General features: G+C 59.8%; 12 protein-coding genes. 9 read left to right on the forward strand and 3 right to left on the reverse strand.

All coding sequences use genetic code 11. The features are described 5' to 3' along the window. The first annotated feature begins 7 nt into the window (after positions 1 to 7). A complete protein-coding gene (lysS, locus tag ACK9YZ_RS18215; RefSeq protein ID WP_416064738.1) occupies positions 8 to 1,504 on the forward strand; it encodes a lysine--tRNA ligase in 1,497 nt (498 codons plus the stop codon). A 55-nt stretch (positions 1,505 to 1,559) separates the two neighbouring features. Here the strand turns inward: lysS and ACK9YZ_RS18220 are convergent, their stop codons facing one another. Next, a complete protein-coding gene (locus ACK9YZ_RS18220) occupies positions 1,560 to 1,862 on the reverse strand; it encodes a hypothetical protein (protein ID WP_216755981.1) in 303 nt (100 codons plus the stop codon). Between the two features lie 16 nt (positions 1,863 to 1,878). Further along, positions 1,879 to 2,631, reverse strand: a complete 753-nt coding sequence (locus tag ACK9YZ_RS18225; protein WP_416064739.1) for an SDR family NAD(P)-dependent oxidoreductase — start codon at positions 2,629 to 2,631, stop codon at positions 1,879 to 1,881. 132 nt (positions 2,632 to 2,763) lie between these two features. On the opposite strand from ACK9YZ_RS18225, the gene ACK9YZ_RS18230 reads away from it, so the two are divergent. Then, a complete protein-coding gene (locus tag ACK9YZ_RS18230) occupies positions 2,764 to 3,675 on the forward strand; it encodes an AraC family transcriptional regulator (protein ID WP_216755983.1) in 912 nt (303 codons plus the stop codon). A gap of 12 nt (positions 3,676 to 3,687) precedes the next feature. Here ACK9YZ_RS18230 and ACK9YZ_RS18235 read toward each other — a convergent pair whose 3' ends face one another. Continuing rightward, positions 3,688 to 4,410, reverse strand: a complete 723-nt coding sequence (locus ACK9YZ_RS18235; protein WP_216755984.1) for a hypothetical protein — start codon at positions 4,408 to 4,410, stop codon at positions 3,688 to 3,690. Positions 4,411 to 4,590: 180 nt separating this feature from the next. On the opposite strand from ACK9YZ_RS18235, the gene ACK9YZ_RS18240 reads away from it, so the two are divergent. From ACK9YZ_RS18240 to ACK9YZ_RS18270, 7 genes are all read left to right on the forward strand, one after another. Continuing rightward, positions 4,591 to 5,499: a LysR family transcriptional regulator gene (locus tag ACK9YZ_RS18240; protein WP_416064740.1), complete on the forward strand. Its 909-nt coding sequence runs from the start codon at positions 4,591 to 4,593 to the stop codon at positions 5,497 to 5,499. 120 nt (positions 5,500 to 5,619) lie between these two features. After that, positions 5,620 to 6,780, forward strand: coding sequence for an ABC transporter substrate-binding protein (locus ACK9YZ_RS18245; protein ID WP_416064741.1), 1,161 nt, complete (start codon positions 5,620 to 5,622; stop codon positions 6,778 to 6,780). A gap of 209 nt (positions 6,781 to 6,989) precedes the next feature. Further along, on the forward strand, positions 6,990 to 7,976 hold the full coding sequence (locus ACK9YZ_RS18250; protein ID WP_216755987.1) for an ABC transporter ATP-binding protein: 987 nt from the start codon (positions 6,990 to 6,992) through the stop codon (positions 7,974 to 7,976). Further along, positions 7,973 to 8,935: an ABC transporter permease gene (locus tag ACK9YZ_RS18255; RefSeq protein ID WP_216755988.1), complete on the forward strand. Its 963-nt coding sequence runs from the start codon at positions 7,973 to 7,975 to the stop codon at positions 8,933 to 8,935. Before ACK9YZ_RS18250 ends, ACK9YZ_RS18255 begins: the two co-directional genes overlap by 4 nt. Further along, entirely contained in the window at positions 8,925 to 9,740 is an 816-nt protein-coding gene (locus ACK9YZ_RS18260) for an ABC transporter permease (RefSeq protein WP_216755989.1), read from the forward strand. The genes ACK9YZ_RS18255 and ACK9YZ_RS18260 overlap by 11 nt, the downstream gene beginning before the upstream one ends. Before the next feature lie 75 nt (positions 9,741 to 9,815). After that, a complete protein-coding gene (locus ACK9YZ_RS18265; RefSeq protein ID WP_216755990.1) occupies positions 9,816 to 11,243 on the forward strand; it encodes a gamma-aminobutyraldehyde dehydrogenase in 1,428 nt (475 codons plus the stop codon). A 185-nt stretch (positions 11,244 to 11,428) separates the two neighbouring features. After that, a complete protein-coding gene (locus tag ACK9YZ_RS18270; RefSeq protein WP_416064742.1) occupies positions 11,429 to 12,535 on the forward strand; it encodes a helix-turn-helix transcriptional regulator in 1,107 nt (368 codons plus the stop codon). Positions 12,536 to 12,684: the final 149 nt, after the last annotated feature.

Consider the following 12,684-nt stretch of genomic DNA (forward strand, 5'->3'; position numbering starts at 1 on the left):
TTCGACAATGGCTGACAACAAGACCGAAAACACCCTTTCCTCCGACGCAACGGAAGTGCGCGCCCAGAAGCTGAAGCTGCTGCGCGAGCAGATCGGCGACGTTTATCCGGCGCATTTCCACCGCACGCTGACCAATGCCGAATTGGCCGCGAAATACGAGAGCCTGGAACCCGACGTCGAGACACAGGATGTCGTGACGGTCGCCGGCCGCGTTTACTCGTCGCGCAACTCCGGCATGTTCATGGACATCCACGACGCCGGCGGCAAGATCCAGATTTTCAGTCACAAGGACACGACCCCCGAAGAAGCGCGTGCGCTTCTGCCGATGATCGATATCGGCGATATCATCGGCGTCACCGGTGTCGTGCGTCGCACCAAGCGCGGTGAACTGACGATCAACGCCCAGAAGATCGAGATGCTGACCAAGTCGCTTCTGCCGATGCCTGAGAAGTGGCACGGCCTCTCCGACATCGAGCTACGCTACCGCAAGCGTCACCTCGACATCATGACCAATGAGGAATCGAAGCTGCGCTTCCAGCAGCGCTCGAAAATCCTCTCCGGCATCCGTCGCTTCATGGAAAATGACGGCTTCATGGAAGTCGAAACGCCGATGCTGCATTCGGTCTATGGTGGCGCCACCGCGGAACCGTTCAAGACGCATCACAACACGCTGAAGCTCGACATGTATCTGCGCATCGCGCCGGAACTGTTCCTGAAGCGCACGCTGGTTTCGGGCCTCACCGACAAGGTCTTCGAGATCAACCGCAACTTCCGCAACGAAGGCGTCTCCACCCGGCACAATCCGGAATTCACCATGATGGAGTGCTACTGGGCCTATGCCGATTACGAGGACATCATGGACCTCGTCGAGCGGCTGTTCGAGAGCCTGGCACTCTCCATCCACGGAACGACGGAATTCCCCTTCGGCGACAAGACCATGTCCTTCAAGGGTCCGTTCAAGCGCGTTCCGATGCCTGACGCCGTCAAGGAAGTGACTGGTATCGACTTCCTGGCGATGAAGACCGACGAGGAAGCCCGTGCTGCCGCCAAGGCCGCCGGCTTCGCAGTCGAGAAGGACTGGACCTGGGGCGAATGCCTGGCCTTCATCTTCGAAGAGAAGGTCGAGCAGACGCTGATCCAGCCGTCGCACGTTACGCATTTCCCGAAGGACATCTCGCCCTTCGCCAAGGAGGTGCCGGGCGAGCCGCGCCTCGTCGAACGTTTCGAAACCTATTGCAACGCCTGGGAGCTCGGCAATGCCTTCTCCGAACTCAACGATCCGGAAGAACAGCGCCGCCGCATGGTGGAGCAGCTCGAACAGGCTCATGCCCGCGGCGAGAAGGAAAAGCAGCTCGACGAGGAATTCCTTGATGCAATCGACCAGGGCATGCCGCCCGCCGGCGGTCTCGGCATCGGCGTCGACCGCCTGATCATGCTGCTCACCAACGCACCGTCGATCCGCGACGTCATTCTCTTCCCGGCCCGCCGCAGCAAGGCGGACTGAGACCCGAATTTCCCGGATAAGAAAAAGGGAGCGGCCGAAAGGACGCTCCCTTTGTTTATGATGACTGGTGAAATACCGAGCCAATCGTCCATGAAACGGTGGTTTGATCAATCACCTCGTGCACGGGCGAATCCGCCAACTCGCGCATGAGCCGGCTGGCGGAATCCGATGCCTGCCTCGCGGTGTGCCAGATCACCATATCGGTAATAGTGCCATCCTCGTGTTCCACCATGATCCTTGAGCGGAAGCCCGGCTGCCGGAGCAGCCAGGGTTCGACATCAGCATTGGCCGCCAGAAAATCCTGAGCGACGAGCCCATCCTTCAAACGAAAAGAGGTTATTTCGATTGCATGTGCCATGTGTGCCAGTCTCAGCTCAGATCATATATCCGCCCGCGACCTCGATCGTCTGCGCGTTGATCCACACGCCATCGTCGGATGCAAGCATGGCGATGACGCGGCCGACATCTTCCGCCTCGCCGATACGGCCAAGCGCGGTCTGCGAGGCAAGCAGTGCTGCAAATTCCGGATTCTTGTCCAGCGCCGCGTCGGCAAGATTGGTGCGGATGGGGCCAGGCGAAATGGCATTGGCGCGGATCCTGCGGCCGCCGAATTCCTTCGCCTGATAACGGGTCAGCGTCTCAAGTCCAGACTTGAGGGCCGCATAAGGCGCAACGCCGGCCGTTGCGACGCGAACGGAAGCGCTCGTCACGTTCAGGATCACGCCGCCGTCCGCCATCAGCGGCAAGAGCGCCTGCGTCAGGAAGAACGGTCCCTTCAAATGAACATTCATGAGGGCGTCGAACTGCTCGTTGGTTACCGTCTCCATGAGATTGAACATGCCGAAACCGGCATTATTGACGAGGCAGTCGAAATCGCTGCGCCCCCAATAGGTGGAAAGCAGCCGTTTGACCTCTTCCACGAAAGCGGGGAAGCTGTCGGCGTCGCCGACATCGAGGGCAAGAGCCACGGCCTGACCGCCTTTGGCCTTGATCTCGGCAACGACCTCATCTGCACCCGGCTTGTAGCTGTTATAGGTGAGGACAACGCCCATGCCGCGTCTTGCGCATTCCTGCGCCGCTGACTGGCCGATGCCACGGCTTCCACCGGTGATGATTGCAATCTTCATCTCTGTCTCCTTTGCTTCGATGGTCGGAAGCTATGCGAAACGGCCAGAAGACACTCCGCCGGAAACTGCCTCGTTCTTGCCTATTCCTGCTTTTGTCTTGCGCGTGATCACGTGCTGGTCCAGGATTTGGACATGGAAACAATGCTCCGTGAATTGCGCCGCTTGACCGCCCATGCTGAAAATCGTCCTACGGAGACCGGCATACCCGGGATCCTGATGGTCAAGGGAGAGATCCCCGAACACAAGCTCGGCACCGTCTATGAACCGATGGTCAATTTGATCCTCGATGGCAGCAAGACGCTGACGATCGCCGGCCGCGACTATTATTATGATCCCGCCAGCTATTTCGTGATCTCGGTCGATATGCCGGCAACCGGCATGGTGCGGCAGGCTGGCCCCGATCGGCCCTATATCGGCGTCAGCCTTTCGCTCGATCCGGCACGTGTCGCGGCCCTTCTCATGGATATTCCACCGCAATCCCTGGATATTCCACCGCAATCCTATGTGCCGGGGCAGAGCGGTGGCTATTCCGTTTGCCGCATGACTCCGGAACTTTTGAATGCATGGCTGCGAATGCTGCAGCTGATGGAGCGTCCACAGGATATTCCCGCCCTCGCCCCGGCCTATGAGCGCGAGATCCTCTATCGCGTGCTTCAAGGACCGCAGGGCTGGATGCTGCGCGATATTGCGGCACCCGACAGCGCCCTGTCGCAAGTAAGGCTCGCAATCCGCTGGGTTCGTGAACACTACACCGAAGCGATCGAGGTCGAAAAACTCGCCACCTTCGCCTCCATGAGCGTCTCGGCCTTTCACCGCCATTTCAAGGCCGTGACGGCGATGAGCCCGATCCAGTACCAGAAGCGTATCCGTCTGCTACAGGCCCGCCAGTTGCTGATTGCCCGATCTGGAAACGCATCCTCGGTCGCCTATGCCGTAGGCTATGAGAGCGCTTCACAATTCACTCGGGAATATGCGCGCCTCTTCGGCCAGCCGCCGGCGCGCGATGTATCTTCGATAAGAGAAAATATCAGGCCGGCAGCCTGATCGCAATCGGACCTAGTGGCCGCTCTTGGCAGGCGCGTCCTCTGCGGGAGCAGCTTCCGCCCGAGCGGCTGCATCCTTGGCCGCTTGCTCTTCAGCAGACGGCTCCTCAGGTTCTTTGGCCGGCACGGCGCCTGCCGCCTTGCCCTCTCCCTTGGTGGAGGCGACGGCAACAGGATCGATACAATCGGCCGGATCCTTGAGGCTGGCGTTCAGCGCTGCGATCTGATCGTCCGGCAGGTCGATGCGTTCGCCATAGAAGAGGCCTTGCTCGCTCGCCTTGCCGTCGTAGTAACGTGCCGTATAGGGCTTATCATTCAGCCCTTCGACCATCTTGTCGGGATGCGCGATATAGACCACGTCGGCGCCGATCGCCCGGCCCCGAATATCCGAACGCAGCGTCGGACCGTTTTCATCGAGTACGACAACCTGCACGAGGTCGGGTTTCTGCGTTTCATAGACGGCCTGGGCGACACGCAACGCCGTCTTGATGCGCGTCACGCCGTCGACAGGCTCGGTCTTGATATATTTGCGGACCCAAACATGGTCCTGCTTCTTGATCGTTACGAGATTGACGTCGGTACAAGCCACGCCATCGGCGGATTCCTCGTCGCCCAGCAGCCTGTCCTTGCCGACATAAACTGCAGCGCCGCCGGAAACGCCCGCTAGCAGAGCGCTACCACCGATGATCAAAGCCAATTTCCGGGAAGGCCGGAATATGCGCAGTAAGGCCTTCACGCCAACTGCTCCGCCATCTGAAAACTCCAACGCAATACAAGTGACTGTGAAGCTAAGGGAAATGACGTTTCCGAATCTTTAAATGGGCGGCCCGACTTTGTCTCAAATTGGCAAAATACCAAAAAAGGTCCAGCCGTTCCCGAGCTTGCCAGACCGCTTGAGCCCATGCTCTAAAATACCATGGCCTTCACGCTTCGCCAGATTCAGTATTTTGTCGCCGTTGCCGAACAGGGCTCTGTCACGCGCGCGGCGCAGAACCTGTCGATCTCCCAATCCTCGATCACCGAAGCGCTGAAAGAACTGGAAAACGACCTTGGCGTCGTGCTGTTCGAGCGTCACCCGCGGGGACTCTCGATCACCCATAATGGCCACCAGTTCCTGCGGCATGCCACGAAAATCCTGGCATCGGTCTCGGATGCCCGCACCAGCTTTTCCGGCCAGCAGAACATACCCTCCGGCACGCTCAACATCGGCGTCACCTCGCTCGTCGCAGGTTATGTGCTTTCCGACCTGCTCGCCCGCTATCGCCGCGCCTGCCCCGGCGTCGAGGTCAGCGCCATCGAGGACAACGGCAGTTATCTGGAACATCTGCTCGTCGGCGGCGAGTTGGATGTCGCTGTCATGGTGATTTCAAATCTGCGCGATCGCATGGCCCTGCAGGCAGAGATCCTGGAAACCTCGCCCTATCGCCTGTGGCTGCCGATGGGCCACCCGCTGGTTTCTGCCGATATCATCTCCATCGCCGACATCGCTCGCGAGCCGTTGATCATGCTGACGGTTGACGAGATCGAGGAGAATACCGGCAAGCTGTTGACCGCACTCGGCGCCCGTCCGCACGTCGCCTTCCGCACCCGTTCGGTGGAAGCCGTGCGCAGCCTGGTCGCGACGGGTGCAGGCGTGGCGCTGCTCCCCGATCTCGTCTACCGCCCCTGGTCGCTGGAAGGCGACCGTATCGAAAGCCGTGATGTTTCCGGCTCCCTGCCCGTCGTGCAGGTCGGCATGGTTTGGCGCAAGGGCTCCAGCCTGCCGCAGGCCGCACGCGATTTCGTGGCCATCGCCGAGAACATGCGATCGGGGCGATCCCGCTAGATATCGGAAATTCCGATATCGCCTTTCTGATAAATGAATTTGCGAAACCGGCCGTTCCGCGTCACCTTTTCTTTCGGGAACAAAACGCCGCAAAAGCGGCACCGAACCGGGAGACAGACGATGAAGCATCTTCTGAAATCGTGCACTGCTGCGCTCGCGAGCCTGAGCTTTGCGACACAGGTTGTCGCTGCCGAACCGCTGAAGGAATTGGGCAAGGGTGAAGGCGCCGTCAGCATCGTTGCCTGGGCCGGCTATATCGAGCGCGGTGAGACCGACAAGAATTACGACTGGGTCACCGATTTCGAAAAGGAAACCGGCTGCAAGGTTTCCGTCAAGACCGCCGCCACCTCGGATGAAATGGTGGCGCTGATGAACGAAGGCGGCTTCGACCTCGTCACTGCCTCGGGCGATGCGTCGCTTCGCCTCGTCGCGGGAAAACGCGTCCAGCCCATCAACACCGATCTCATCCCGAGCTTCAAGACCGTCGATAAACGCCTGCAGAATGCGCCCTGGAATACGGTGAATGGCGTCCACTACGGGGTGCCCTATCTCTGGGGGCCGAACGTGCTGATGTACAACACCGACACGTTCAAGGATAAGGCGCCGACGAGCTGGAATATCGTCTTCGAGGAACAGAACCTGCCTGATGGTAAGTCCAACAAGGGCCGCGTTCAGGCCTATGACGGCCCCATCTACATCGCCGATGCCGCTCTGTATCTGATGGCGCACAAGCCCGATCTCGGCATCAAGGACCCTTATGAACTCAACGAGGAGCAGTACAAGGCTGCCCTCGATCTGCTGCGTGGCCAGCGCAAGATCGTCTCGCGCTACTGGCATGATGCGATGATCCAGGTCGACGACTTCAAGAATGAAGGCGTCGTCGCCTCCGGCTCCTGGCCCTTCCAGGTCAACCTGCTGCAGGCCGACAAGCAGAAAATCGCCTCCACCTTCCCTGAGGAGGGCGTCACCGGCTGGGCCGACACGACCATGCTGCACGCCGACAGCGAGCATCCGAACTGCGCCTATATGTGGATGGAGCATTCCCTGAAGGCGAAAGTACAGGGTGATGCCGCCGCCTGGTTTGGCGCCGTACCCTCGGTTCCGGCCGCCTGCAAGGGCAACGAACTCCTGACCGATGCCGGCTGCAACACCAATGGCTTTGATCACTTCGACAAGATCAAGTTCTGGAAGACGCCGGTCGCCAAATGCGCAAGCGAAAGCGAATGCGTACCCTATCATCGCTGGGTCTCGGATTATATCGGCGTGATCGGCGGGCGGTGACGCCAAGCCGATCCATGTAAAAAAGCCCCTTCCCCAATCCCTCCCCACAAGGGGAAGGGCCAGAGTGGCACCGCCGCATTCCTGCCGAAACGCCGAAAGGTTTGAGCGCGGGCGCGGCAGATTAAGCCCCTCCCCCTTGTGGGGAGGGGTTTGGGGCGGGGTCTTTTTGAAGATCAAAGCCTCTCAGATAATACAGCTCCGGAGCCCCCATGACGTCAGCCGTCCGTTTCCAGAAGGTGTCTCGCCATTTCGGTGCAGTGCGCGCCGTCGATGGCGTCGATCTTGAGATCGTGCCCGGCGAATTCTTCGCCATGCTCGGCCCGTCCGGATCCGGCAAGACCACCTGCCTGCGGCTGATTGCGGGTTTCGAACAGCCGACATCGGGACATATCGAGATCTTCGGCGAAACCGCCGAGGGCATTCCGCCCTATCGCCGCAACGTCAATACCGTTTTCCAGGATTACGCACTCTTCCCGCATCTCGATATCCTCGACAACGTCGCCTACGGGCTGATGGTCAAGGGCGTCGGCAAGGCGGAGCGGATCAGGGAGGCAGAGAAGGCACTGGAACTCGTGAAGCTGCCGGGCTATGGCAGCCGCCGCCCCGGCCAGCTCTCCGGCGGCCAGCGGCAGCGCGTGGCGTTGGCCCGCGCTCTCGTAAACAAGCCACGGGTGCTTCTGCTGGACGAACCGCTCGGAGCTCTGGACCTGAAGCTGCGCGAGCAGATGCAGGAGGAACTGAAGAGCCTGCAGCGCGCGCTCGGCATCACCTTCATCTTCGTCACCCACGATCAGGGCGAGGCGCTCTCCATGGCCGACCGCGTTGCGGTCTTCAACGATGGCGGCATCGTCCAGCACGGCACGCCACAGGATATCTACCGTCGCCCGAAGACACGCTTCGTCGCCGATTTCGTCGGCTCGTCGAATGTCATTTCTCCCGATGTGATGACGGTTCTCGGCGGCGAGAAACGCTGGGCGAGTTTGCGGCCGGAAGCAATCCGCCTCGCGGCTGACGGCATTGAAGCCAGGGTCGAGAATGCCAGCTTCCTGGGTGCCTCAACCCGCCTCACTGTCGATATCAAGGGATCGCACCTGCATGTCATGCTGCCGGCCGGCAGTGATATCCCTGATATCGGCACCGCCATCCGTCTCGCCTGGCAGCAGGGCGACGTGCACTATATGGATGACGCGGCATGACGGCGCTGGCGATCACCAAGCCGCAAACCTCGATCCTGCCGCGGCGCGGCGGTTTCTTCAGCCGCCTGTCGGACAATTTCTGGCGCCACCCGAAACTGCTCCTGTTGCTGATGCTGACACCGCCGCTGCTCTGGCTCGGCATCATCTATGTCGGCTCGCTGATCGCGCTCCTGCTGCAGAGCTTCTTCTCGATCGACGATTTCTCGGGAATGGTGAATTACGAGTTCACCCTCGATACCTATGCGCAGCTTTTGAACCCCGGCAATTTCGACATCATCGTCAGAACCATCCTGATGGCCGCGCTGGTAACGATCGCCTCGGCCATCGTCGCCTTCCCGATCGCCTATTACGCCGCGCGTTATGCGCAGGGAAAATGGAAGGCTCTCTTCTATCTCGGCGTCATGCTGCCGCTCTGGTCGAGCTATCTCGTCAAGATCTATGCCTGGAAGCTCATCCTTGCCAAGGAAGGCATCCTCACCTGGCTCTTCGACAAGCTCTATCTGTCCTGGCTGCTCGACGGCGTCCTCGCCTTGCCAGTCGTCGGCGGCAATTCGCTTTCCGTCAGCTACCTCGGCACCTTCATCGTCTTCGTTTATATCTGGCTGCCCTACATGATCCTGCCGACGCAGGCAGCACTCGAGCGGGTGCCCGGCAACCTGATCGAGGCATCAGCCGATCTCGGTGCCACCCCGCACCAGACCTTCCGAACCGTACTTTTCCCGTTGGCTCTGCCCGGCATCGTCGCCGGTTCGATCTTCACCTTCTCGCTGACCTTGGGCGACTACATCATTCCGCAGATCATCGGCTCATCGCGCCTCTTCATCGGCCAGGCGGTCTATACGCAGCAGGGGACCGCCGGCAATGTGCCGCTCGCCGCGGCCTTCTCGGTCGTACCGATCGTCATCATGGCGATCTATCTCTGGCTCGCCAAACGCATGGGGGCTTTCGATGCGCTCTGATCGCATGCAACGTTCCCCAACGCTTTTGAAGATCGCCGCTGCCGGCGGTCTGCTCTTCCTGCATCTGCCGATCCTGTTGATCTTCGTCTACGCCTTCACGACGGAAGAGAAGAGCTATCAATGGCCGCCGCCGGGCCTGACGCTGCAATGGTTCGGCATCGCCTGGAATCGCCCGGACGTCTGGTCGGCACTTGGTCTCTCTCTACAGGTTGCCTGCATTGCGACGGCGATCGCGCTCATCCTCGGCACGCTCTGCGCAGCCGCCGTCAGCCAGACGAAATTCTTCGGCCGCGAGGCGATCTCGCTGCTCGTCATCCTGCCGATTGCGCTGCCCGGCATCATCACCGGCATTGCGCTGCGCTCCGCCTTCAGCCTGTTCGACATCCCCTTCTCGGTCTGGACGATCGTACTAGGCCACGCCACCTTCTGCGTCGTTGTCGTCTACAACAATGCCGTCGCTCGTTTCCGCCGCACGTCGGGCTCGCTGATCGAGGCCTCGATGGATCTCGGTGCCGACGGCTTCCAGACCTTCCGCCATGTCATCCTGCCGAATATCGGCACGGCGCTTCTGGCTGGTGGCATGCTAGCCTTCGCCCTGTCCTTCGATGAGGTGATCGTCACCACCTTCACCGGCGGCCAGCAATCCACCCTGCCGATCTGGATGCTCGAAGAACTGATCCGCCCACGCCAGCGCCCGGTCACCAATGTGGTCGCCATGGTCGTCGTGCTCGTCACCTTCCTGCCAATCCTGGCAGCCTATTACCTCACGCGCGATGGCGATCAGATCGCCGGCGCCGGCAAATAACCCGGAGCGGGATCGGAAAGTGTCAAACGCTTTCCTGCCCCCGTCTCGCTCCACCAACGAACAAGGAGAACGCCCATGGACACGCAAATGCTGATCGGTTCGCGCTTCGAGACCGGCACGGAAACGGAAGAGCACATCCTGAACCCGAAGACCGGCGAAACTGTGCTGAACCTCGCCGAAGCGTCGCTCGGTCAGATCGATGCTGCCGTCGATGCCGCCGAAAAGGCCTTTGTCACCTGGGCACAGACGACCCCGTCCGAACGCTCTGCCTATCTCTTGAAGATCGCCGACGCCATTGAAAGGGATGCAAAGGGCTTTGCCACGCTGGAGGCGCTGAACTGCGGCAAACCGATCAATGCCGTGCTGAATGACGAAATCCCAGCCATCGTCGATTGCTACCGCTTCTTTGCCGGTGCAGTGCGCAATCTGCATGGACCGGTCGCAGGCGAATACCTTCCCGGCCACACCTCGATGATCCGCCGCGACCCGATCGGCATAGTCGGTTCGATCGCGCCGTGGAATTATCCGCTGATGATGATGGCCTGGAAGCTGGCGCCTGCCATCGCCGGCGGCAATACGGTCGTTTTCAAGCCGTCCGAACAGACGCCGCTGACAGCACTCAAGATGGCCAAGCTTCTCTCTGACATTCTCCCCGAGGGCGTTGTCAACGTCATCCTCGGACGCGGCGAGAGCGTCGGCAACGCGCTGATCAACCATCCGAAAATCGATATGGTGTCGATAACAGGCGATATCGCAACCGGCAAGAAGGTGCTGCAGGCCGCCGCCAAGACGGTCAAGCGCACCCATCTGGAGCTTGGCGGCAAGGCGCCAGTCATCGTCTTCGACGATGCCGATATCCAGGCCGTCGTCGCCGGTATCCGCACCTTCGGTTATTACAATGCCGGCCAGGACTGCACGGCCGCCTGCCGTATCTATGCCGACGCCAGGGTTTACGACAATTTCGTCTCCGACCTGACATCCGCTGTCTCAAGCATCCGCTTCAACCAGGCCGACGACACGCAGAACGAAATCGGCCCGCTGATTTCCAAGCGGCAGCGCGATCGGGTCGAGAGCTTCGTCACCCGCGCTTCCGAGCACAAGCACATGGAAATCACCACCGGCGGCAAGACCTCCGGTGACAAGGGTTTCTTCTTCGCGCCGACGGTTGTTGCCGGCGCCACGCAGGAGGATGAGATCGTCCGCCGCGAAGTCTTCGGCCCTGTCGTCTCGGTCACCCGCTTCACCAATGTCGAGGATGCAGTGACCTGGGCGAATGACAGCGATTACGGCCTAGCCTCTTCCGTTTGGACCAAGGATATCGGCCGCGGCATGAAGACCGCCGCCCGCCTTCAATATGGCTGTACTTGGATCAACACCCATTTCATGCTGGTCAACGAGATGCCGCATGGCGGTTTGAAACAGTCAGGCTACGGCAAGGATATGTCCGTCTACGCTCTGGAAGATTATACAGCTGTCCGTCACGTGATGATCAATCACGGATAGTTGAACAAGAGCCTCCTGTTCCGCTGCAAAAGTCACTGCCGCCATCAGTGACTTTTGTCACTTTGTCATAATACAACTGCAAATACTGTTTTTCGAACGTGGAATTGCCGTTTCACCGTATATGGCAAGCCGCGATAATATGATTCTTGGTCGGATCAAAGAAATCGGTCAGGCATTACTTACACATGGCGACGCCCATCGATATCTTCGAGCTCGAAAAAGCCCTGGACGGATTACTGGAATCCGCACTTGTACCTGATAGCTGGGAGCGCACGCTGCAGCAGATCAGTCAGGCGACTGGTTCCGTTGGAACGCATATCATGCCGGTTCGGGGAAAATTCCCCGCCGGCTTCCTGAGCACGCCGAATTTGCTGGAGGCCTTCCAGGTCTATTTTTCCGAAGAATGGCACAAGCGCGATTTCCGTGAGCGCGGTCTGGCGGTTGCGATGGCCAAAGGTGTCGCCATCGAACACGACATCGCCAGCGAGGAAGAATTCAAGAATCAGAGCTTCTATACGGAGTTTCTGGCCCGCTTCGGCTTTCGCTATTCCGCCATGGTGGGCTTTACCGCCGGCGATACGATGATGAGTCTCAATCTGCAGCGCCGGATCGAAGACCAGCCTTTCGATCGCGACGATGCGCAGTTGCTCATAAAAATGCAATCGAGGCTGACCGCTGCGGCCGAAATCATCCGCGCGCTGCAAGTCGCCAGGATCGACAGCATGAGCGAAGCCTTCGAACTCGCCGGTACCGCGGTCATCTTCTTCGACCGGGCTGGGCGTATCGCTCGGCTGAATCAGCGGGCGGAGAGGCTACTCGATGGAAATATCCGTGTTGTGGATCGGGAACTTGTCGCGACCAGTCAGGAAGAAACAGGGCTCCTGCGCCGCCACCTGCAGGCAATCCTCTCAAAGGAGCCTTTCACCAATCCGGCCGTCTCCACGCCGGTTCTGTTCTCACGCCCGGGAAAGGCGCCACTGGTCATCCGCGCCCAGCGGTTGAACGGCGTGCCGGCCGAACTCTTCTCGCATTCCGCCGCTGTCGCCATCATCACGGATCTTTCCGAGCGGGCGAGCCCAAGCCGCGATCTGCTGCGACAGCTATTCGCACTCACCCCTCAGGAAACGACGGTCGCGCGCCTGCTCATGGATGGTTCGTCACCGCGTCAGATCGCCGAAATATGCGGACTGACCTATGAGACGACGCGCGGCTATGTGAAAAAGGTTCTCGCCAAGACTGGCACGCAGCGCCAGTCTCAACTCATCTCGCTGCTCTCAAGCCTGAAAACCTAGGCCTGATTATAGAGCGCAAGTAGTTCCCAGTCACCTTCCCAGACCATATCGAGCGCCACATAGATGATGATGGCAAGGCCGATCCAGCCAAGGAACGACGTTCCATTTTAAACGATTTGGAACAAAATCCGCTTCGATGCGTCTTCCTC

It is taken from the genome of Rhizobium sp. ZK1 (genome assembly GCF_047782645.1).
GTDB lineage: Bacteria > Pseudomonadota > Alphaproteobacteria > Rhizobiales > Rhizobiaceae > Rhizobium.